At 71.0% G+C, this 21,133-nt stretch carries 22 protein-coding genes; 8 read left to right on the top strand and 14 right to left on the bottom strand.

Annotation, left to right across the window (positions count from 1 at the left end):
* Positions 1–104: 104 nt before the first annotated feature.
* Complete coding sequence (locus KBY47_RS08005; protein WP_210920268.1) at positions 105–1,559, top strand: NCS2 family permease; 1,455 nt, start codon at positions 105–107, stop codon at positions 1,557–1,559.
* A 37-nt stretch (positions 1,560–1,596) separates the two neighbouring features.
* Here KBY47_RS08005 and KBY47_RS08000 read toward each other — a convergent pair whose 3' ends face one another.
* Positions 1,597–1,779, bottom strand: a complete 183-nt coding sequence (locus KBY47_RS08000) for a CopG family antitoxin (protein ID WP_210920267.1) — start codon at positions 1,777–1,779, stop codon at positions 1,597–1,599.
* A 164-nt stretch (positions 1,780–1,943) separates the two neighbouring features.
* Here KBY47_RS08000 and KBY47_RS07995 point away from each other — a divergent pair, with 164 nt between their 5' ends.
* The 3 genes from KBY47_RS07995 to thpR are packed head-to-tail and all read left to right on the top strand — an operon-like array spanning position 1,944 to position 4,411.
* Positions 1,944–2,381, top strand: coding sequence for a MarR family winged helix-turn-helix transcriptional regulator (locus KBY47_RS07995; protein ID WP_210920266.1), 438 nt, complete (start codon positions 1,944–1,946; stop codon positions 2,379–2,381).
* Between the two features lie 40 nt (positions 2,382–2,421).
* Positions 2,422–3,789, top strand: coding sequence for an MFS transporter (locus tag KBY47_RS07990; protein WP_210920265.1), 1,368 nt, complete (start codon positions 2,422–2,424; stop codon positions 3,787–3,789).
* 49 nt (positions 3,790–3,838) lie between these two features.
* Positions 3,839–4,411: an RNA 2',3'-cyclic phosphodiesterase gene (gene thpR / locus KBY47_RS07985; protein ID WP_210920264.1), complete on the top strand. Its 573-nt coding sequence runs from the start codon at positions 3,839–3,841 to the stop codon at positions 4,409–4,411.
* 134 nt (positions 4,412–4,545) lie between these two features.
* Here thpR and KBY47_RS07980 read toward each other — a convergent pair whose 3' ends face one another.
* Genes KBY47_RS07980 through KBY47_RS07970 form a run of 3 tightly spaced genes read right to left on the bottom strand, consistent with a single transcriptional unit; the run spans position 4,546 to position 6,556 of the window.
* Positions 4,546–5,541, bottom strand: coding sequence for an aldo/keto reductase (locus KBY47_RS07980; RefSeq protein WP_210920263.1), 996 nt, complete (start codon positions 5,539–5,541; stop codon positions 4,546–4,548).
* A 20-nt stretch (positions 5,542–5,561) separates the two neighbouring features.
* Complete coding sequence (locus KBY47_RS07975; protein ID WP_210920262.1) at positions 5,562–5,783, bottom strand: DUF397 domain-containing protein; 222 nt, start codon at positions 5,781–5,783, stop codon at positions 5,562–5,564.
* Entirely contained in the window at positions 5,780–6,556 is a 777-nt protein-coding gene (locus KBY47_RS07970; protein ID WP_210920261.1) for a helix-turn-helix transcriptional regulator, read from the bottom strand. Before KBY47_RS07970 ends, KBY47_RS07975 begins: the two co-directional genes overlap by 4 nt.
* A gap of 119 nt (positions 6,557–6,675) precedes the next feature.
* Between KBY47_RS07970 and KBY47_RS07965 the strand changes: the two genes are divergently transcribed.
* Entirely contained in the window at positions 6,676–7,092 is a 417-nt protein-coding gene (locus KBY47_RS07965; RefSeq protein ID WP_210920260.1) for a hypothetical protein, read from the top strand.
* Between the two features lie 1,496 nt (positions 7,093–8,588).
* On the opposite strand, the gene KBY47_RS07960 is transcribed toward KBY47_RS07965, so the two are convergent.
* Together KBY47_RS07960 and KBY47_RS07955 are read right to left on the bottom strand one after the other, a co-directional pair.
* Entirely contained in the window at positions 8,589–9,149 is a 561-nt protein-coding gene (locus KBY47_RS07960) for a Uma2 family endonuclease (protein WP_210920259.1), read from the bottom strand.
* A gap of 77 nt (positions 9,150–9,226) precedes the next feature.
* Positions 9,227–9,904 carry an SGNH/GDSL hydrolase family protein gene (locus KBY47_RS07955; RefSeq protein WP_210920258.1) on the bottom strand — a complete coding sequence of 226 codons (678 nt, stop codon included), beginning with the start codon at positions 9,902–9,904 and terminating at the stop codon, positions 9,227–9,229.
* An 88-nt stretch (positions 9,905–9,992) separates the two neighbouring features.
* Here KBY47_RS07955 and KBY47_RS07950 point away from each other — a divergent pair, with 88 nt between their 5' ends.
* Positions 9,993–11,006 carry a WD40 repeat domain-containing protein gene (locus KBY47_RS07950; RefSeq protein WP_210920257.1) on the top strand — a complete coding sequence of 338 codons (1,014 nt, stop codon included), beginning with the start codon at positions 9,993–9,995 and terminating at the stop codon, positions 11,004–11,006.
* On the opposite strand, the gene KBY47_RS07945 is transcribed toward KBY47_RS07950, so the two are convergent.
* Positions 10,981–11,745 carry a TetR/AcrR family transcriptional regulator gene (locus KBY47_RS07945; protein ID WP_210920256.1) on the bottom strand — a complete coding sequence of 255 codons (765 nt, stop codon included), beginning with the start codon at positions 11,743–11,745 and terminating at the stop codon, positions 10,981–10,983. The genes KBY47_RS07950 and KBY47_RS07945 overlap by 26 nt on opposite strands.
* Before the next feature lie 87 nt (positions 11,746–11,832).
* Between KBY47_RS07945 and KBY47_RS07940 the strand changes: the two genes are divergently transcribed.
* Both KBY47_RS07940 and KBY47_RS07935 read left to right on the top strand, forming a co-directional pair.
* Positions 11,833–12,813, top strand: coding sequence for an ATP-binding cassette domain-containing protein (locus KBY47_RS07940; protein ID WP_374103060.1), 981 nt, complete (start codon positions 11,833–11,835; stop codon positions 12,811–12,813).
* On the top strand, positions 12,810–13,634 hold the full coding sequence (locus tag KBY47_RS07935) for an ABC transporter permease (RefSeq protein WP_210920255.1): 825 nt from the start codon (positions 12,810–12,812) through the stop codon (positions 13,632–13,634). The genes KBY47_RS07940 and KBY47_RS07935 overlap by 4 nt, the downstream gene beginning before the upstream one ends.
* 93 nt (positions 13,635–13,727) lie before the next feature.
* On the opposite strand, the gene serC is transcribed toward KBY47_RS07935, so the two are convergent.
* The 7 genes from serC to KBY47_RS07900 form a co-directional block, all read right to left on the bottom strand.
* On the bottom strand, positions 13,728–14,846 hold the full coding sequence (gene serC, locus KBY47_RS07930; RefSeq protein WP_210920254.1) for a phosphoserine transaminase: 1,119 nt from the start codon (positions 14,844–14,846) through the stop codon (positions 13,728–13,730).
* A gap of 107 nt (positions 14,847–14,953) precedes the next feature.
* Positions 14,954–16,204 (bottom strand): cytochrome P450, encoded by a 1,251-nt coding sequence (locus KBY47_RS07925; protein ID WP_210920253.1) that lies wholly within the window; start codon positions 16,202–16,204, stop codon positions 14,954–14,956.
* A complete protein-coding gene (locus tag KBY47_RS07920) occupies positions 16,201–17,436 on the bottom strand; it encodes a cytochrome P450 (protein ID WP_210920252.1) in 1,236 nt (411 codons plus the stop codon). Before KBY47_RS07920 ends, KBY47_RS07925 begins: the two co-directional genes overlap by 4 nt.
* Positions 17,433–18,068 carry an ATP/GTP-binding protein gene (locus KBY47_RS07915; protein ID WP_210920251.1) on the bottom strand — a complete coding sequence of 212 codons (636 nt, stop codon included), beginning with the start codon at positions 18,066–18,068 and terminating at the stop codon, positions 17,433–17,435. Before KBY47_RS07915 ends, KBY47_RS07920 begins: the two co-directional genes overlap by 4 nt.
* Positions 18,049–18,396, bottom strand: a complete 348-nt coding sequence (locus KBY47_RS07910; RefSeq protein WP_210920250.1) for a DUF742 domain-containing protein — start codon at positions 18,394–18,396, stop codon at positions 18,049–18,051. Before KBY47_RS07910 ends, KBY47_RS07915 begins: the two co-directional genes overlap by 20 nt.
* A complete protein-coding gene (locus KBY47_RS07905) occupies positions 18,393–18,800 on the bottom strand; it encodes a roadblock/LC7 domain-containing protein (RefSeq protein ID WP_210920249.1) in 408 nt (135 codons plus the stop codon). Before KBY47_RS07905 ends, KBY47_RS07910 begins: the two co-directional genes overlap by 4 nt.
* On the bottom strand, positions 18,797–21,046 hold the full coding sequence (locus KBY47_RS07900) for an ATP-binding protein (protein WP_210920248.1): 2,250 nt from the start codon (positions 21,044–21,046) through the stop codon (positions 18,797–18,799). The genes KBY47_RS07905 and KBY47_RS07900 overlap by 4 nt, the downstream gene beginning before the upstream one ends.
* Positions 21,047–21,133: the final 87 nt, after the last annotated feature.

Below are 21,133 nucleotides of genomic sequence, written 5' to 3'. Positions count from 1 at the left end.
GGGGCTCTCATATGTTCATACTGAAACCGTTTGTCGTTGACCGCTTTCATTCGTAGAAAACTCCAAGGACCCTGGGGGAGGGTCACCGGAGATTGAGGTCCCGCATGTCCACCTCGGCCACCGACGCCAAGGTTCCCGCCCCTGAGCAGCCGGGCGGTCGTCCCGCGCACGGCGGACTCGACCGCTACTTCAAGATCTCCGAGCGTGGCAGCACGCTCGGGCGCGAGGTGCGTGGCGGCTTCGCCACCTTCTTCGCGATGGCCTACATCATCGTGCTGAACCCGATCATCCTCGGCAGCGCGAAGGACATGTACGGGAACCAGCTCGACAACGGGCAGCTCGTCACGGCCACGGCTCTGACAGCGGCGTTCACCACCCTGCTGATGGGTGTCATCGGCAACGTGCCCATCGCGCTCGCCGCCGGTCTGGGTGTGAACTCGGTCGTCGCCCTCCAGCTCGCCCCGCGGATGGCCTGGCCGGACGCCATGGGCATGGTGGTCCTCGCGGGTCTCGTGGTGATGATCCTGGTCGCCACCGGCCTGCGCGAGCGCGTCATGAACGCCGTCCCCTACGGGCTGCGCAAGGCCATCGCCATCGGTATCGGCCTGTTCATCATGCTGATCGGCCTGGTCGACTCCGGCTTCGTCAGCCGGATGCCGGACGCCGCGCAGACCACCGTCCCGCTCCAGCTCGGCGCCGACGGTCACCTCAACGGCTGGCCGGTGCTGATCTTCGTCCTCGGCGCGCTGCTGACGCTGGCGCTGATCGTGCGCAAGGTGCCCGGCGCGATCCTGCTCTCGATCGTCGCCATGACCGTCGTAGCGATGATCATCAACGCGGTGGCCGACGTGCCCTCCTGGGGCCTGACCACCCCGACCTGGCCCGGCAACCCGGTCGCCAGCCCCGACTTCGGCCTGATCGGCGAGGTCAGCCTGTTCGGCGGCTTCGGCAAGGTCGGTGTGCTGACCGGGGTCCTGTTCGTCTTCACCGTCCTGCTGTCCTGCTTCTTCGACGCCATGGGCACGATCATGGGCGTCAGCGACGAGGCCAAGCTGACCGACGCCCAGGGGCAGATGCCGGGCATCAACAAGGTCCTGTTCATCGACGGCGTCGCGGTCGCCGCGGGCGGTGCCAGCTCCTCCTCGGCCACCACGGCCTTCGTCGAGTCCACGGCGGGCGTCGGCGAGGGTGCCCGCACCGGCTTCGCCAACGTCGTCACCGGCGCGCTGTTCGCCGTGGCCCTCTTCCTGACGCCGGTCGCCACCATGGTCCCGTCCCAGGCGGCCACCCCGGCGCTGCTCGCGGTGGGCTTCCTGATCCTGGCCGGTTCCGTCAAGGAGATCGACTGGGCGGACCACACCATCGCCATCCCCGCCTTCGTGACCATGGTGATGATGCCGTTCACCTACTCGATCACCAACGGCATCGGCATGGGCTTCATCACCTTCACCGTGCTGCGGCTGGTGGCCGGGCGGGGGCGTGAGGTGCCGGTGGCGATGTACGCGGTGTCGGCGGTGTTCGCCTTCTACTACCTGATGCCCGCCCTGGGGCTGACGTGATCACGTGATGACGTGAGGGTGACGTGACGTGGGCGGCTCACGTCACGCCGTAGAACCTCTCCGTCTCCTCGACGGCGGTCTGGAACCGTTCGTCGAAGTCGTCCCGAATGAGCGTCCGGACCACATAGTCCTGGACGCTCATTCCGCGTTTGGCGGCATGGTGCCGCACGCGTTCGAGCAGGTCGCCGTCGATCCGCAGGCTGAGCACGCTGGTGGACATGGACACGAGGGTCGGGTGACGTGTCGGGTGGTGCGCCGTTTTCCGCTCCCAGATCACCCGTATGGGCGATAGGGATGGTGCCGTGGTGAGCGTCACGCCTTAGGGGACCTCGGGGAGCCGCCCCGAGTGGTCCTTAGGGAGAGTAATGAGTTACTCTAAAGAACATGCCGGACCTTACCCATGGCGACGACGCTGCCGCCGTGAACTCCCTGCGCTCCGCGATCATGCGGCTGTCCCGTCGGCTCAAGCACCAGCGGGTCGACGAGTCGCTCAGCCCCACCGAGATGTCGGTACTGGGCACCCTCGCCAAGTACGGCCGCGCCACCCCGGGCGAACTGGCCCGCAAGGAGCACGTGCAGCCGCCGTCCATGACCCGCATCGTGGCGCTGCTCGAAGCCAAGGGCCTGGTCCGGCTGGAGCCGCACCCCGACGACCGACGGCAGAAGGTCGTCACCCAGACCGAGCGGGCCGAAGTGATGCTGGAGGAGAGCCGCCGCAAGCGGAACGCCTTCCTCGCGGCCCTCGCCCAGGACCTCGACGAGGACGAGTGGGCCAGACTCCGCGCCGCCGCCCCCGTACTGGAGAAGCTGGCGCACCTGTAAGAACCGTTCGCTCACTGCCCAGAACCAGGAGGCGACCCCTTTGAGTACGGGACCCGGAGCACACTCCGCCCCCGGACCTGACACCACCGACCTCACCGCACCCCCGGACCGCACCCGCAAGTCCTCGATGTTCAGCTCCCTGAAGATCCGCAACTACCGGCTCTTCTTCATGGGCCAGGTCGTCTCCAACATCGGCACCTGGATGCAGCGCATCGCCCAGGACTGGCTCGTCCTCAGTCTCACCGGCTCCGCGACCGCCGTGGGCGTCACCACCGCCCTCCAGTTCCTGCCGATGCTCCTCTTCGGCCTCTACGGCGGCGTCCTCGTCGACCGGCTCCCCAAGCGCCCCGCGCTCCTCGTCACCCAGACGTCCATGGCCGTCACCGGCCTCGCGCTCGCGCTCCTCACCATCACCGGACACGTCCAGGTCTGGCACGTCTACGTCGCCGCCTTCGCCGTCGGCCTCGCGACCGTGATCGACAACCCGGCCCGCCAGTCCTTCGTCAGCGAGATGGTCGGCCCCGGCCAGCTCCAGAACGCGGTCAGCCTCAACTCCGCCAACTTCCAGTCCGCCCGCCTCGTCGGCCCCGCCGTCGCGGGCCTGCTCATCACCGGCGTCGGCACCGGCTGGGCGTTCCTCTTCAACGGCCTGTCCTTCGTCGCGCCCATCGTCGGCCTGCTGCTGATGCGCGCCCGCGAACTGCACGCCGTCGAACGCGCCCCGAAGACCAAGGGACAGCTCCGCGAGGGCCTGCACTACGTCGCCGGACGCCCCGACCTCCTCTGGCCCATCATCCTGGTCGGCTTCGTCGGCACCTTCGCCTTCAACTTCCCCGTCTACCTCTCCGCCTTCGCCGACGACGTCTTCCACGCGGGCGCCGGCTCCTACAGCCTCTTCAACACCCTGATGGCGGTCGGCTCCGTCACGGGCGCCCTGATCGCCGCGCGGCGCGGCCGGGCACGACTGCGCGTACTGAGCACGGCGGCGGGAATCTTCGGCGCCCTGGAGATCGTGGCGGCGCTCACACCGTCCCTGTGGCTCTTCGCCCTGCTGATGATCCCGCTCGGCATCTTCGGCATGACGGTCAACGTCACCGCCAACACCAACATCCAGATGTCCACCGACCCCGCCATGCGCGGCCGCGTCATGTCCCTCTACATGATGGTCTTCCTCGGCGGCTCCCCCGTCGGCGCCCCGATCGTCGGCTGGATCACCGACACCTACGGCGCCCGCGTCGGCCTCGCGACCGGCGGCGCGATCGCCGCGCTCGCCGCCGTCGTCATCGGCCTCGTCCTCGCCCGCGCGGGCGGCCTGCGCCTGACGGTGGGCTGGCACCACGGGCACCCCCGGGTGCGGTTCGTACCGCGCGAGGACCGGGCGCCGGAGCGGGTGACCGTGGCGGCCTGACCGGTCACGGGGCCCGGACGGACAGGTGCGCGGCGGGCACACTGGGTCCATGAGACTCTTCGCCGCCGTGCTGCCGCCCGACGAGGTCGCCCGGGAGCTCGCCGCCGAGATCGACCGGCTGCGCGAGCTGCCGGGGGCCGACGGGCTGCGGTGGACCGGGCGGCCCGGGTGGCACTTCACGCTCGCCTTCTACGGCGAGGTGGACGACGCCCTCGTCCCGGACCTGTCGGCCCGCCTGGAGCGGGCCGCGCACCGGACCGAGCCGTTCGCGCTGGCGCTGCGGGGAGGGGGCCAGTTCGGGCGGGGGCGCGCCCTGTGGGCCGGGGCGGACGGCGACCTGGACGCCCTGCGGCTGCTGGCCGACCGGACCGAGGCCGCGGGCCGCAAGGCGGGCATCGACATGGGGGAACACCGCCGGTACAAGGCCCACCTCACGGTCGCCCGCAGCCGCGACGCCACAGACGTACGGCCCTACGTCACCGCCCTCGCCGGGTTCGGCGGCGCCGGCTGGACCGTCGCCGAGCTGACGCTCGTCCGCAGCAACCTCCCGAGGTCCGGACAGCCCGGCGAACAACCCCGCTACGAGGCGGTCGCCCGCTGGCCGCTCGGCGGCGCCGGTTAGGCTCGTTACGTGGACCCGAAAACCCGGAACCGGATCATGGCCGGTGCGCTCGTGCTGATGTTCGTCGTGGTGGCGGTGGCGGCGGCCTTCGGAGGCTAGCCGCCACCGTTCACCGTGCCCTTCCCCGGGCGGGCCTACCAGGCGAACGCCTCCGGTGACGGCCCAGGCCCCGGGAAGACCTCCTCCAGCCCGGCCAGCACCTCCTCGCTCAGCTCCAGCTCCACCGCCCGCAGCGCCGACCGAAGCTGCTCCGCCGTACGCGGGCCGACGATCGGGCCGGTGACGCCGGGGCGGGTGAGCAGCCACGCCAGGGCGGCCTCGCCGGGTGCCAGGCCGTGCTTGTCGAGCAGATCCTCGTACGCCTGGATCTGCGCGCGTGCCGTCGGGTCGGCGAGGGTGTCCGCCGCCCGGCCGGAGGCACGGCGCCCGCCCTCGGCCTCCTTCTTGAGCACCCCGCCCAGCAGCCCGCCGTGCAGCGGCGACCACGGGATGACGCCCAAGCCGTAGTCCTGTGCGGCCGGGATGACCTCCATCTCGGCGCGGCGCTCCATCAGGTTGTACAGGCACTGCTCACTGACCAGGCCGATCGTGCCACCGCGCCGGGCGGCGATCTCGTTGGCCTGCGCGATCTTGTACCCGGGGAAGTTCGACGACCCCACGTAGAGGATCTTGCCCTGCTGGACGAGGGTGTCGATCGCCTGCCAGATCTCCTCGAACGGGGTGCGCCGGTCGATGTGGTGGAACTGGTAGACGTCGATGTAGTCCGTCCGCAGCCGCCGCAGACTGGCGTCCACGGCCCGCCGGATGTTCAGCGCGGAGAGCTTGTCGTGGTTGGGCCAGGCGGGGGCGCCGTCCAGGCCCATGTTGCCGTACACCTTGGTCGCGAGGACGACCTTGTCCCGGCGGTCGCCGCCCTGGGCGAACCAGTTGCCGATGATCTCCTCGGTACGGCCCTTGTTCTCACCCCAGCCGTACACGTTCGCGGTGTCGAAGAAGTTGATGCCCGCGTCCAGCGCCGCGTCCATGATGACGTGACTGTCGGCCTCTTCGGTCTGGGGACCGAAGTTCATCGTGCCGAGGACGAGTCGGCTGACCTTGAGTCCGGTACGTCCGAGCTGTGTGTACTTCATGGTCCACCAGCCAACGTCCTCTAGTGGACTCTAGGCAAGCATTTCGGGACGGGCGGGAGCGCCGGGAGCGCGGGGAGCGCACGGAGGAAGGCGGTCCAGGTGGTGGGGGCGAGCTGGAGGGTGCGGTGGGGGGATTTGGAGTCGCGGAGGTGGAGGGTGGTGGGGGTGGGGGCTATTTCGAGGCATTCGCCGCCCTGGTCGCCGCTGTAGCTGCTCTTGAACCAGTTCAGGTCTGTACTCATAGGTCGTGTGCCACCCGTTCGATCAGCGTCATGGACTCTTCAGGGCTGAGGGCCTGGGCCCGCAGAATGCCATACCGTGCGAACAGGTCTCCGAGGTCCGGTTGTTCGGTCACGAAGTAGCCTCCGCTCGGACCGTCGACATAGGCGACCTGGGTCCTCTCCGCCGTCTCCAGCAGAATCATCGGGCCGTTCAGCCCGGCGTGCGCCTCTCTGTCCAGCCGGATCACCTGGACCTGCACGTTGCGCCGCTGGCCGACGTCGAGAAGGTGGGCCAACTGATCCTTCAGAGCGGCCGATCCACCCAGAGGGCGGGACAGTACGTGTTCCTCCAGCACGAAGCCCACGGTCGGAGCGGGCCTGCGCCCCAACACCTGCTGGCGGCCCAACCGGGCCGCCACCCGGGCCTCGATCTCGTCGTCCTCCGGCGCGGGCACATGGGAACTGAAGATGGCCCGAGCGTACGACTCGCTCTGGAGCAGGCCCGGGATCACATGGGTCGCGTACATGTAGATGCCGACTGCTTGCGCCTCCAACGCGGCGTAATCCTCGAACCATGAGGGAAAGCGGCTGACCTTCAGCTTCCGTGCCGCCGCGAGAAGTGCGCCCTGTGCACTCAGGGTTTCGTCCGCGACCTCGACGAACCGACCCTTCGGAGGCCGTTCTCCCCGCTCCACCATCGCCACCTGGGACTTGGAATAGCCGACGTACTTGGCCAGGGCCTCCTGCGTCATGCCAGTCTGCTCGCGGAAGAAGCGCAGAAGTGCGCCGAACATCTCCAGAGTCCCCGACTCGTGTCCACCGGAACGCACATCAGCCTCCCCAACTGCACAGCAGCGCACCATGATTGGCGGGCCCTGGTCACAGTATGTGATCGCACGGGACGCTTTGCGTCATGAACGAGAGAATCGCCGCCCCCTGGATCCCCACGTGGATCCCCGCCTCCGGTCACGCCCTGCGTCACGCGGGCGTCCACTTCGACGCCGTACGGATCAGGGGCGAACTGGGCCAGCGCGTCGCCACGGAGCTGGTGCTGGGCACGGACTTCCAGGCGGGCCCGATCGTCCAGGAGGTCACGGGTGAGCGGGGCATGTACTTCCTGCTCCCACCCGGCACCGCCTCCGTCTTCACCTGGCCCCCCGGCGTCCGCGCCCTCACCCGCAAGGACGGCTGCCAGGCGTACGTCGGCGTCCCCGCGCTCACGGGCGTGACCTGGCCGCTGGGCTGGCGCTCGGTGCCGATGCCGGAGGCGTTGTTCGTGGAGGGTGAGTTGCTGAGGACGGTGGTGGGCCGGATGAGCGTACGGCTGTGAAGTGACCGTTGGGGCCGCTCGCTTCTTGGCCAGTGTCGTGCTTCCGCGACCCGGCCTCAAGGGCGCTCCGCTACGCTCCGCGTCGGCTGCGCCGATCGGCCTGCGGCCGCCCCTTGACCCCGGCCCGCTCCAGCCCGGGTAAGAAGCGAGCGGACGGCCCGGAAAGACGGGTGGCCGAGCCGTGCCGGTCCCTTGGGCGGGCTGGGTGGTGAGCGTGGGTGGTGGGGGCGCGCCAGCGCCTCGCATGGACGCCGGGCGGACTTAGCGGCTTGCGGGCCGGTGGGGGTAGGGCGCGCGTCAGGTGGTCGGGGGCACGCCAGGTGGGGTCGGCGGCCTGCGGGCCGGTGGGGGTGCGCGCCAGGCGAGTGGCGGCACGCCAAGTCGGCTCAGCGACTGACGGCCGGTGGGCGGTGCGCGCCCAGCTGTCCGGGGCACGCCGGGATCGGCTTGGCGGCCATCGGCCGGTGGGCGGCTGGGGAGACGCGGGGGGTAGTCGCCGAGCAGGCTCGCTTCGGCGACCGACCGTCGGTGGCGGGCGCGCGCCGGGTGAGTGGGGCACTCCGAGCGGGCTCAGCGGCTTGCGGCCCGGTGGGCGGGGCGCGACAGGCGATTGGGGCACTCCGGGGTTGGTTCAGCGGCAGAGGGCCGGTGGGTGGCGGGGGGCGTGGGCGCGCCCCAGTAGGCAAAGCCTCGGACAGCGATTGGCCTCTTTGACTCACAAGCCACCTGACCAGGCAAGGCATACGCCCATATCACAGCGGTGGAGGCCAAGCATGCCGTGAGCCAAAGGCGCCAATCACTCCCTCAGGGCTCACTCATGAGGTTGATGTGACTCCAGAGATCCGGATCCGAGTCCCAAAAGCCACCCACACCACACCGATCCGAGCACCCCACCAACACCGGCACCTCCAGCACCGGTACGGCTCACAGCAGCCAGGCCCCCACCACCCAGGCCCCACAGGCACCCTGCCCCGCCCGCGGGCCCGCCAGCCGCTGAGCCGACTCGGCGTACCGCCACTCGCCTGGCGCGCACCCGCCACCGGTCCGCAAGCCGCCGACCCCATCCGGCGTCCCCTCACTCACCCCGCGCACACCCCCACACTGAGCAATGGCCGCTTAGCCCGCCCGGCGTGCCGCCACTCGCCTGACGCGCACCGCCCACCGGCCGTAAGTCGCTGAGCCGACTCGGCGTGCCGCCACCCACCGAGCGCGCACCGCCCACCGGGCCGCAGGCCGCTGAGCCGGCCCGGCGTGCTGGCGAGGCGCCGACGCGCCCCCACCACCCCGGCCCGCCACGCAGCCCACCCGAAGGGAGAACACGCCCCGGCCACCCGTCTTTCCGGGCCGTCCGCTCGCTTCTCACCCGGGCTGGAGCGGGCCGGGGTCAAGGGTGGCCCGCAGGGCTATCGGCGTAGCCGACGCGGAGCGTAGCGGAGCGCCCTTGAGGCCGGGTCGCGGAAGCACGACACTGGCCAAGAAGCGGGCGCCCCCAACGGTCACCTCTGTGGGGGGCGTTGGCGCGGCGGGCCTCCGTCGCGGGGGAAGGCGGCGGTTTCGAGGGTGAGGTTGAGGGGGGTTTGGGTGAGGTCGACGTCCGTGCCGAAGGTGACCCTCGTCGCGGTGGTGTAGTCGCCGTCCTTCGGGGCGGTGTAGGCGTGGCACTTGCCCTCGTTCAGGTCGATGACCAGGTACACCGGGATCTTGGCCTTGGCGTAGGCGGCCTTCTTCGGGCCGTGGGCGTGCTGTGCTGAGCGCGTTGAGATGATCTCGGTGACGAATTCGATGTCCGCGGGGTGCCAGCGGCCTTCGCTGTCCGTCTTCGCGTCGTCGCGCAGCTTGGCGATGGCGGGGCAGTACGAGTGGGGGCCGGGGAAGCGCACCGGTACTTCTGAGAGCACGTTCGTGTGTCGTCCGAAGCGGTCGTCGAGTGCCCAGAGGATCCTGCGGATGAGCTGCCAGTGAACAGTTCGCCGTGGCGTCATGAGGACGTTGCCGTCCACGACCTCGGACTTGTAGCCCTCGGGGGGCGGCAACTGCTCAAGTTGCTCGATGGTCATCCTGGCGCTCCTGTGGGGGCAGGTACAGTCGCGCGGTACAACGATACGCACGGTGACCAGGAAGCGGCGGGATTCGGTCAGGAGTGCGTGTACTCCCCGCCGACCCCCCACCCCTGGAACAGCGCCCCCGCGAACGCCCCCGCGATCCGGTGTTCGCCGTTCGTGTTGGGGTGTGTGCCGTCGTACGTGTCGGAGTGGATGTCGTAGTGCTCCGGGAGTGAGGCCAGGAGGATCGGGGAGCCGGGTTCGTCCAGGTCGGCCACGGACTTGGCGAGGAGGTCGTTGAAGAGGGAGACCTGTTCCGCGAAGGCTGGGTCCGTCGCCGCCCTGATGTTCGGGATCACCGGCAACACCACCATCCGCACGTGCGCGTTGGCCTGCCTGGCCCCGGTCACGAAGTTCCGTACGTTGTCCGCGGTCTGCTCGGCGTTGGTGTAGAAGCCCAGGTCGATCAGGCCGAGGGAGACGAGCAGGACGTCCGCCCGGTGTTTCCGTACCGCACCGGCGATGAGCGGGGCCATGTGCAGCCAGCCCTCGCCCCAGCCCGCGAGGTGGGCGCGGGGGAAGTCGGGGTCGGCGTAGGCGTGGGACGTGGGGGCGTCGGCCGCCTTGTCGTAGAGGGTTTCCCGGGGGCCGACCAGGGTGAAGGGGCCGCCGTACGTACGGCACAGGTGTTGCCACAGTCGGTAGCGCCAGGTGTGCTCGCCCGTGCTGCCGATGGTCATGGAGTCGCCTACGGGCATGAACCTGAGCATTCGCTCATGATGGACGATCGCGGGGGTGGGCGGGGCGTGAGGTCCACCACCCTCCGTCAACCGTCGCCCGGGGTGGCAGTCTTGGGGCATGCGCCGATCCTTCGTCCGCCTGCTGAGGGCCGCCCTGCTCGCCCTCCTCGTCTGCGCGGTCGCCGTGCCCTCCGCCTCCGCCGACGGTGACGACGGCTTCACCATCAAGGATGCGCGCATCACCGAGTCCAGTGGGCTGGCCGCCTCCCGCCAGCACCCCGGCATCTACTGGACCCACAACGACAGTGATGACGGCGCCTATCTGTATGCCGTGGATGGTTCCAGTGGTGAGACCGTTGCCACGCTCACCCTCACCGGTGTGGGTGAGCCCCGTGATGTCGAGGCCATTTCCATTGGGCCCGGCAATCAGATCTTTGTCGGGGATATTGGGGACAATCTCGGCGGCACCTGGCCTTACGTCTGGATCTATCAGCTGCCTGAGCCTGCCGAGCTGAGGGATCAGACCGTCAAGGCCACGCAGTACGTCGTCACCTACTCCGACGGGGCCCGGGACGCCGAGTCCCTCGTCGTGCATCCGAAGACCGGGCGGGTGTACATCGTCGACAAGGACAGTGAGGGCTCGCGGCTCTATGAAGGGCCCGCTGAGCTGTCCGCGTCCGCGACGCCGGGGAGCAACGTCTTCAAGCCCGTCGCGTCCGTGCCCGACCTGGAGGCCACCGACGCGGCGCTCTCCCCGGACGGCGAGATCCTCGTCGTACGCAGTTACTTCGGGTCGATCGCCTATGACTGGAACGGTGGGAAGCTGAAGAAGCGGGAGCGGGTCGGGGTGCCCTTTCTCGGGCAGGGGGAGTCCGTCACCTTCACCGCTGACGGGAAGAAGCTGATGTACGGGGCCGAGGGGGCGAACAGCCGGGTGGAGCCCGAGGACGCGCCGGGGGCGGGGGACGGTGGGTCGTCGTCCGGCGGGGAGGAAGAGGGCGGCGCTTCCGGGTCCGGGTCCGGCGGCGGGGACGGGCAAGGCGTGAAGGCGGGGGCCGCTGTCGCCTTTGCTGCCGTGTTGGTGCTGGTGTTTCTGCTGCGGCGGGCTAGTCGCTCGCGTGGCGGCGCCTGACCAGTACCTCCAGGCCGTCCAGGATGCGCTGGAGGCCGAACTCGAAGTGGTCGAAGTCGGGGCCCCAGGTGTTCTCGTCGAGGCCCGCGAGGAGCGGGTAGCGGCCCGTCGACATGACCTTCTCCAGGACCGGCCACTGGGCCTCGAAGAACTCGGCGGTGGTCAGGCCCGTCGTGCGTTCCGCCTCCTCCGCGTAGACCTGGGTGCGCGCGGCGCCGACGACGTACGCGTCGATCATGATGATCGCGGAGACCAGTTCGGGGTCGGTGAGGCCCATGGGCTTGATGCGGGAGAGCATCTTCTCCATGCCGTCCAGGGCGCTCGGGCCGAGGATCGGGCGGGACTGGTTGACCTTGAGCAGCCAGGGGTGGCGGCGGTACAGGGCGAGGGTGGCGCGGCCGAGCGCGGCGAGCGCTGAGCGCCAGTCGCCCTCGCCCAGGTCGGCGGGGTTCTCGGAGGGGCGCTGGACGCGGTCCAGCATGAGGTCGAGCAGTTCGCCCTTGCCGGGGACGTAGCGGTAGAGGGACATCGTGCCGGTGCCCAGTTCGGTGGCGATACGGCGCATGGAGACGGCGTCCAGGCCGTCGCGGTCGGCGATCTCCACGGCGGTCTCGACGATCCGCTCCAGGGTGAGGCCGGGTTTGGGGCCGCGGCTGGGGCGTTTGCCGGTGTCCCACAACAGTTCGAGCGTGCGGCCGATGTCGCCGCTGCCGCTGGTCTCGTCCGTGCTGCTCGCCATGGGTGCAGTGTAGGTCCGCCGAAAATAATTGGGTACGGTGTACGCGCTATCGGGTACGGTGTACTCAGTTACAGAGAAGGGGGACGTATGACTGGCATGAGCGGCAGCGGCGGGTACGCCGTCCGCGCCGAAGGGCTGGAGAAGCGGTACGGCGACAAGCGCGCCCTCGACGGCTTCGACCTGGCCGTGCGTGAGGGGACCGTGCACGGACTGCTCGGGCCCAACGGCGCCGGGAAGACCACCGCCGTGCGCATCCTGTCCACGCTGATCAGGCTGGACGGCGGGCACGCGCGCGTGGCCGGGCTCGACGTGGCGCGGCAGGCCCGCGAGGTGCGCGCCCGGATCGGGCTGACCGGGCAGTACGCGGCGGTCGACGAGGTGCTCACCGGGCGGCAGAACCTGGAGATGTTCGGGCGGCTGTTCCACCTGGGCGGCAGGCGGGCCCGGCAGCGGGCCGTGGAACTGCTGGAGCAGTTCGATCTGACCGACGCCGCCGACCGCGGCGTCGGCAAGTACAGCGGCGGTATGCGGCGGCGGCTCGACCTGGCCGCCTCGATGATCCTCGCCCCCGCCGTGCTGTTCCTCGACGAGCCGACGACGGGGCTCGATCCGCGGAGCCGGGGGGAGGTGTGGGAGTCCGTGCGGGAGCTGGTGGCCCGGGGGACGACGGTGCTGCTGACGACCCAGTATCTGGAGGAGGCCGACAAGCTCGCCTCCCGGATCACCGTCATCGACCAGGGGCGGGCCATCGCCGACGACACCCCGGACGGGCTGAAGAACCGGATCGGCGGGGACCGGATCGAGGTCGTGGCCGCCGAGCGTGCCGACCTCGCGGCCGTGGTGAAGGTGGTCGCCCGGGTCTCCGACGGTGAACCGGACTCCGACGAGGCCGAGTTGCGGGTGCACGCCTCCGTCACCGACCGGGTGGCCGCCCTCACCGAGGTCGCCCGTGCCCTTCAGGAGGAGGGCGTTCGGGTCGAGGACCTGGGGCTGCGCAGGCCCAGCCTCGACGACGTGTTCCTGCGCCTGACCGGACATCGCACGGAGCAGCGGGAGGCCGCCGTATGAGTACCGTGGAGCTCAGGGATGCGACGGCCGCCCGGGGGCGGGCGTACTGGATGCTCGCCGACTGCTGGAACATCGTCCGGCGCGGGCTCACCCACTACCAGCGCCAGCCCGTCAACATCGCCTGGCAGCTGGGCTTCCCGATCCTGTCCGTGCTGCTGTACGGCTATGTCTTCGGCAGCGCGATGCAGGTGCCGGGCGGCGGCAACTACAAGGACTTCCTGATGCCGGGGATGTTCGTGATGACCATGGCGTTCGGGTTCATCAACACCGCGACCGTCGTCGTCTACGACGCCACCAAGGGGGTCATCGACCGGTTCCGCTCGATGCCGATGGCCTCGTCGGCGGTGGTCGCCGGGCGGGGCGTGACGGATCTGCTGGTGGCCTGCGCCGAGTTGGGGATCATGATGCTGACCGCGTTCGCCATGGGGTGGCGGCCGGACGGCGGGTGGGGGTTCGTCGCCGCGTTCGGGCTGCTGCTGTGGCTGCGGTTCGCGTTGATCTGGGTCGGGGTGTGGCTGGGGCTGATCGTGCCCAATCCGGAGGCGGCCGGCGGGCTGTTCGCCGTCGCCTTCCCGCTGACGATGATCTCCAGCATCTTCGTCGCCCCGCAGCTCATGCCGGACTGGCTGGGCTGGGTCGCCGCGTGGAACCCGATCTCGTCGACGGCCGCCGCCACGCGTGAGCTGTTCGGCACGCCGGTCGGGGGCGGGGACTCCTGGGTGGAGCAGCACGCGCTGCTGATGGCGGGGGTGTGGCCGGTGCTGCTGACGGTGGTGTTCCTGCCGCTGGCCGTGCGGCGGTTCCAGAGGCTGAGCCGCTGACGGTTGCCGGAGGCTGAGCCGCTGACGGCTCAACGAGTGAGGGCGCCCGGAAAGTTCCGGGCGCCCTTCACCGTCGTACGGACACGGACGCCGTCACAGCTTCTCGATCACGTAGTCCACGCACTTCGTCAGCGCCTCGATGTCCGCCGGGTCGATCGCCGGGAACATCGCGACGCGGAGCTGGTTGCGGCCCAGCTTGCGGTACGGCTCGGTGTCGACGATGCCGTTGGCGCGCAGGACCTTGGCGACGGCGGAGGCGTCGACCTCGTCGGTGAAGTCGATCGTGCCGATGACCTGCGAGCGCTTGGCCGGGTCCGTGACGAACGGGTTGGCGTACTTGATGTCCTCGGCCCAGCCGTACAGGGTGCGCGCGGAGGTCGCCGTGCGGCGGACCGACCAGTCCAGGCCGCCCTGGCCGTTGAGCCACTCCAGCTGCTCGTTGAGGAGGAACAGGGTGGCGAGGGCCGGGGTGTTGTACGTCTGGTTCTTGCGGGAGTTGTCGATCGCCGTGGGCAGGCTGAAGAACTCCGGGACGTGACGGCCGGAGGCGTGGACGCGCTCGGCGCGCTCGAGCGCGGCCGGGGAGAACACACCGATCCACAGGCCGCCGTCGGAGGCGAAGGACTTCTGCGGGGCGAAGTAGTAGACGTCGGTCTCGGCGATGTCGACGGGCAGGCCGCCCGCGCCGGAGGTGGCGTCCACGAGGACCAGGGCGCCCTCGTCGGCGCCCGCCACGCGCTGGATGGGCATGGCGACGCCCGTGGAGGTCTCGTTGTGGGTGAAGGCGTAGACGTCGGTGCCCGCCTCGGCCTCCGGCTGCGGGTGGGTGCCCGGGTCGGCGGCGATGACGGTGGGCTCGGCGAGCCACGGGGCCAGCTTGGCGGCCTTGGCGAACTTGGAGCTGAACTCGCCGAAGCTGAGGTGCTGCGACTTGTTCTCGATCAGGCCGTGCGTCGCGATGTCCCAGAAGGCGGTGGAGCCGCCGTTGCCGAGGACGACCTCGTAGCCGTCGGGCAGCTGGAACAGCTCGCTGATGCCTTCGCGGACCTTGCCGACCAGGTTCTTCACCGGGGCCTGGCGGTGGGAGGTGCCCATGAGGGACGTACCGGTGGCCGCCAGTGCGGCCAGCGCCTCCGTCCGCACCTTGGAGGGACCCGCGCCGAAACGGCCGTCCGCGGGCTTGATGTCGGAGGGAATCTGGATCTCAGCCACGAGCGGGAGCCTAGCGGCTCGGCGAAATGCGGGTGAAACGTCGTCCGGCGGGTGAGACGGGGTGTCCAGGGGGCGGCCCACCGCACTCGGCCGCCCCCGGGTCCGGTTCAGCCGCCCAGCTTCACCGGCAGTTCGAACAGGTCGTTCTGGGTGACCACGGGCTTGTTGCGCAGCTCGCTCGCCGGGACCGCCAGGTCCAGGTCCGGGAAGCGGGCGTACAGGGCGGGGAGCGCCACGCCCGCCTCCAGGCGGGACAGGGCCGCGCCGGGGCAGACGTGCGGGCCGTGGCCGAAGGAGATGTGGCGGGTGGCCGTGGGGCGGGTGATGTCGAAGTCCCCGGCGGTCGGGCCGTGCGCCTGCTCGTCGCGGCCGATGGCGGCGTACGACACGATCAGCGCGTCCCCGGCGGGCAGCACCTTGTCGCCGACCGGTATGTCCTCGGTGGCGAAGCGGATCAGGACGTGCGAGGTGGGCGTGGACCAGCGCAGGGTCTCCTCGACCACGGCCGACCAGTCCGCCTTGCCGGTCAGGACGAGTTCGCGCTGCTCGGGGTGGGTGGAGAGGTTGACGACCGCGTTGACGATCAGGGAGATCGTCGTCTCGTGGCCCGCCGCCACCATCAGCTGGAGGGTGGAGACGATCTCCTGGTCGGTGAGGCGGTCGCCGTCCTCCGAGGCCGCGATCAGGGCGGAGGTCAGGTCGTCGCCGGGGTTCTCGCGCTTCTCCGCGACCGTCGCGGCCATGATCCCGGCCAGCTCGGTGAGGGTCGCGATGACCTCCTCCGGCGGGGTCTGGGTGGAGAAGAACTTCTCGAACAGTTCCTTCAGGCGTGGCAGCCGCTCCTCCGCCAGGCCCATCAGGTCCGCGATCACGTACATCGGCAGCGGGTAGGCGAACTCCGCCTTCAGGTCGACCGTGTCGCCGTCGAGGGAGGCGACCCGGTTCAGCAGGCCCTCGGTCAGCTCCGTGATCCGCCCGCGCATCTCCTCCACCCGGCGCGGGGTGAGCGCCTGGGCGACCAGGGTGCGCAGCCGCCGGTGGTCGGCGCCGTCCACGGTCAGCATGGAGCGGCCCGGGTTGGCCAGTCCGATCAGCGGCCAGTCGGGGGCGATCTCACCGCGCTGCCAGGCACCCCAGACGTTGATGTCCTTCACCAGCCGGGGGTCGGTGAGCAGCTTCTTCGCCTCGGCGTGGTGGGTGACCGCCCACACGGGGACGTCTCCCGGCAGCATCACGGCGGCCAGCGGCCCGGCGGCCCGCAGCGCGGCGCTCTCCCCGTCCAGGTCGGCGACGAACGGGTCGAGGTGGATGCGGGTCTGCTCGGTGCCGGTCGTCGGCGTGTCCGTACCAGCCGTCATCTGTGTGTGCCTCCAAGGGCGGGGGTGGGTGTGAAGGTCACCGGGAGTTCGGTCAGGCCGCGCAGCCACGGTGAGGGGCGGCGGGTCAGCTTGTCGGCGTCCACCGCGAGGTCGATGTCGGGGAGCCGGTCGAGCAGCACCTCGATGCCGGTCCTGGCGATCACCTCGGCGATCTCCTGGGCCGGGAACGGGCAGCGGTGCTCGCCGTGGCCGAAGGAGAAGTGGGCGTTGTTGCCGCCGGTGAGGGTGGAGCCGTCGGTGCGGACCTGCGGGTCGGAGTTGGCGCCCTGGAGGCCGAGCAGCACCAGGTCGCCCGCGCGCAGGCGGCGCCCGCCGAGCTGGGTGTCGCGGGACACCCATCGTCCGGCGATGTTCTGGCTCGGGGTGTCCTCCCAGAGCACCTCGTTCATGGCCTCGGCGACGCTGTTGCGGCCCCCGAACAGGGAGGCGGCGAACCGGCTGTCGGTGAGCATCAGGTGGAGGGAGTTGCCGATCCAGTCGGCGGTCGGCTGGTGGCCCGCCGCCGTCATCACCATCAGGTCCTGGCAGATCTCCTCGGCGCTGAACCCGGACGGGTCGGCGAGCATCCGGGACACCACGTCGTCGGCCGGGGTCTCCTGCCGGGCGGCCACCAGTTCCGTCATCGACGTGAACAGGTGGGTCTGCCCGGCGATGGCCTTCTCCCGGCCGTCGATCATGTCGTTGAGGGCGGTGACCAGGCCGGGCCCGGCGTCGTCGGGGAAGCCGAAGAGCCGGGCCAGCACGCGTACCGGCAGCAGCATCGCGAACTCCGCGATGATGTCGGCGGTGCCGTTGGGGGAGATGCCGTCGATGAGTTCGTCGGCGAACTTCTCGGCGTACCCCTTGAGTTCGAAGGGGTCCACGGCGTCCAGCGCGTTGCCGAGCATCGCGGCGCGCTGACGGTGGCGTTCGCCGACGGTGTAGAGGATGGACGGCTGCTTGCGGCCGATCATCGGCAGCAGCGGCCAGTCGTCGGGGATGTTGTCCCACTGGTTCCACAGGTCGGAGTCGCGGCTGAACAGCACCGGGTCGCCGGTGACCTGGTGCAGTTCGCGGTAGCCGAGCACCAGCCAGGCGGGGATGTCGCCGTCCAGCAGCACCGGGACCACGCTGCCGTGCTCGCGGCGCATCTCCCGGTAGACCCGGGCGGGTTCGCCCTGGAGGGAGGCGCCGTCGAGGGGGACGGAAGTGGGGGGTGGGGTCGCGGTCACACCAGCTCCTGACGGGGGGCTCGGGAGGGGTCGGCGTACCGGGCCTGGATGTGCTCCACCAGCGTGATCAGCACCAGCTTGCTGGAGGCCCGGGAGCGCGCGTCGCACCGCACCAGGGGTACGTCGGGGTCGAGGTCGAGGGCCTCGCGGACCTGCTCCGGCGGGAAGTCGGGGCCGCCGAAGTCGTTGCAGGCCACGATGAACGGCGTGCCGTGCTTCTCCAGCCGGTCGATGGCGTACCAGGAGTCGTCGATGCGCCGGGTGTCGACGAGGACGACCGCGCCGAGGGTGCCGGAGAACAGCCGGTCCCACAGGAACCAGAACCGTTCCTGGCCGGGCGCGCCGAACAGGTACAGCACGTTGCGGGCGTCGAGGGTGATGCGGCCGAAGTCGAAGGCGACGGTGGTCGCGGTCTTGCCGCGCACCTCGCTGATGTCGTCGACCGACTCGCCGGCCTGGGTCATCGTCTCCTCGGTGTTGAGGGGACGGATCTCGCTGACCGAGCGGACCATCGTCGTCTTGCCGACGCCGAAGCCGCCCACGACCACGATCTTCAGGCCGTTGTCGGCCGACGCGCCCAGCGGCGTACGCGCTTCGGAGGGCGTACGCGGGTCAGAGGTTGCGGAGTCCAACGAGCACCTGCTCCAGGATGTCGGGGTCGGGTACGGCTGCCGTGCGGGGGTGGCGGGCGCTGACCCGGCCCGCCGCTTGGAGGTCGGCCAGCAGGATGCGGGTGATGCTGACCGGCAGCTTCAGTTCGGCCGCGATCTCCACGACCGCCGTGGGGCGTTCGGTCAGCCGCAGGATCGCCGTGTGCTCGGACTGCATGCCGGGGACCGGGTCGCACTCCGCGACCACCAGCGTCACCAGGTCGAAGGGGTTGCCCGGCCCGGACCGGGTGCGTCCGCCGGTGAGCGTGTACAGCCGGTCCGGGGCGTCGTCCCTGCCGGGGCGGCTCATGAGCTGCGGGGCGGGGCGGTGAGGTGCTCGCCCAACTGCTCGACCAGTTCGCTCATGTTGTGGCCCACGAGGCCGGTGTCGGCGTCCTCGGTGGTGACGACGGCGAGGTGGGCGCCGTCGCCGGCCTCCACGATGAACAGCACACCGCCGTAGAACTCGGTCATCGCGGACCGCACGCCCCCGCTGCCGTCGCCGAACTCCACCGACGCGCCGTGCGACAGCGACTGGATACCGGCGGCGATGGCGGCGAGCTGGTCGGCCTGGTCCGCGGACAGCTCGGGGGTGCGGCACAGTTTCAGGCCGTCGCGGGAGAGCACGAGCGCGTGCCGCGCGCCCGGGGTGCGCTCCAGCAGGCCCTCTATCAGCCAGGTGAGCTTTTCGTCGGCGGTGGTCGTGCCGGTCATGTGGTGGTGTCGCCTTCCGGGTGCGGGGATGCGGGGGTGGTCGGTTCGGCGTCGGCCTGGGGGGTGCCGTCGCGTTCTTCCTGCTGTGCTGCCTGCTCCTCATGGGCCGCCACCTTGCGTACGGCCTCACGGAAGCTGCTGAAGCGGGCGGTACGGGTCCGGGTCTCCTCGGCGGTGGGCGCGGCGCGGCGGGCGGGGGTGGCCGCGCCGCGGGCGCGGCTGCGCTCGGCCTCGGCGAGGGTCTGGCCGCGGCGGCGGCGGGGGAGTGCGTGCGGGGGCGCCTGGGAGGGGACGGTGCCGTCGTCCCGCGCCGACTCGTGGGTCGGGACGGGTTCGGTGTCGTCCCGGCGGAGGGTGAGGGTGGGGTCCGGGTCGGGGTCGGCGCCCGCGCCCGCGTCGAGGAGCGGGGCCGGGGTGGGCCGGGTGCGGCGGGGGAGGGGGTCGACGGGGTCCGGGGCGGGGGTGAGGGGCGCCTCGGCGGCCTTCGAGCCCTCGGGTACGGCGCCTGCGGCTCCGGACGCGGCCTTGGAGCCGTCGGGTACGGCGCCTGCGGTCCCGGACGTGGCCTTGGAGCCGTTGGGTACGGCGCCTGCGGCTCCGGACGTGGCCTCGGAGTCGTCGCGTACGGCGCCTGCGGTCCCGGACGCGGCCTTCGAGCCGTCGGATACGGCCTTGGCGGCTCCGGACGCGGCCTTCGAGCCGTCGGATACGGCCCTGGTGGCCCCGGACGTGCCCTCGGAGTCGTCGGATACGCCCCTCGCGGCGCCGGTCGCCGCCCTGGAGCCCGCCGGTACGCCCCTGGCCTCCCCGGTCGCCGCCCTGGCGCCCTCGGACAGGGCCCTGGCCGCCGTGCCCGTCCTGGCGCCCGGTATGACCACGGGCGCGGAGGCGTCCCGCGGCGCGAGGATGTCCTGGGGGACGAGCATCAGCACGCCCGTGCCGCCGCGTGCGGAGGGGCGGTAGGAGACCTTCAGGCCGTAGCGGACGGCGAGCCTGCCGACGACGGTGAGGCCGAGGCGGGTGCCGGTGAGGCCGCCCAGCTCGGCGGACTCCCCGGAGACCGCGCGCTCGGCGCGGCGCAGCTGGGCCTCGCCCATGACGAGCCCGCTGTCCTCGACGGAGATGATGACCCCGGCCGGTACCTCCTCGACGTACACGTGGACCTCGGCGGTCGGCGGCGAGAAGTTCGCGGCGTTGTCGAGGAGTTCGGCGAGGGCGTGCATGACGCCTTCGGCGGCGTGTCCGGCGACGGCGGTGTCGCTGGTGGAGTGGATGCGGACCCGCTGGTAGCCGCCGATGCGGCCCATGGCGCCGCGCAGGATGGACTCCATGCCGATGGGGCGGGCCCAGCGGCGGCCGGAGCGGGCGCCGGTGAGGACGGCGACGGAGTCGGCGAGGCGTCCGGCCTGGGCGGTGCGGTGGTCGAGGTGGAGGAGGTCGGCGAGGACTTCCTCGTCGGCGTGCTTCTCCTCCATGGCGCGCAGGTCGGCGAGCATGCTGGTGGCGAGGGCCTGCATGCGTCCGGCGGCGTTGGCGGTGGCGGCGAGGGCGGCGGCGCGTGCGGAGGTGGCCTCGCGGAGCCGGGCGGTGAGGCGGGCGTTCTCGGCGACGAGGCGTTCGCGTTCCTCGGTGAGCCGGGTGGTCAGGGCCTTGTTCTCGGCGGTGAGGCGGGCGGTGTCCCGGGCGTGCTCGGCGGCGAGGCGGGACGTCTCCTGCTCGTGCTCGGCGGTGAGCCGGGCGGTCTCCTGGCTGTGCTCGGTGGTGAGGCGGTCGTGCTGGTCGGTCAGGGCCTCGGTGAGGCGGGTGCGTTCCTGGTCCAGTTCGGCGGTCAGCCGGGACCGTTCCTGTTCCAGTTCGGTGGTCATGCGCGACCGTTCGCGGTCGAGTTCGGCGGTGAGTCTGGCCCGTTCGTGGGCCAGTTCGCCGGTCAGCCGCTCGTGCTGCCGGTGGGACTCCTCGGCGAGCCGGGCGCGTTCCTGGAGCAGTCTGCCGGTGTCCTGGGTGACGGAGTCCAGCCGCCGCCGGGCCGCCTGCGCCGACTGCCTGGCGTGCGCGGCGACGGCGACGGCGGCGCAGAGCAGCAGGGCCGCCATGGTCCCCGTGGCCGCCACGAAGCCGTGTGCGGCGTCCGGTGCGAGCGCGGCGGCGACGATGACGGCGACCGCCGCGAGCGCCGCCGTGAGCAGGAGGACGGGGAGCAGGCCACGGAGGGCGGGGCGGTCGCCGGGGAGCGTGGGGGAGGTCATGAGAGGTGTCCTCGGTCGGGGCCGCGGGCGTTCACCGTTCGTCGTGGGAGGCCCTCGGGCGGTTCCTTGAAAGGTTCCTTGAAATGG

It is taken from the genome of Streptomyces sp. B93 (assembly GCF_018070565.1).
GTDB lineage: Bacteria > Actinomycetota > Actinomycetes > Streptomycetales > Streptomycetaceae > Streptomyces.
Note: the sequence above shows the minus strand (reverse complement) of the source record. Positions and strands in the feature narration are given on the sequence as shown.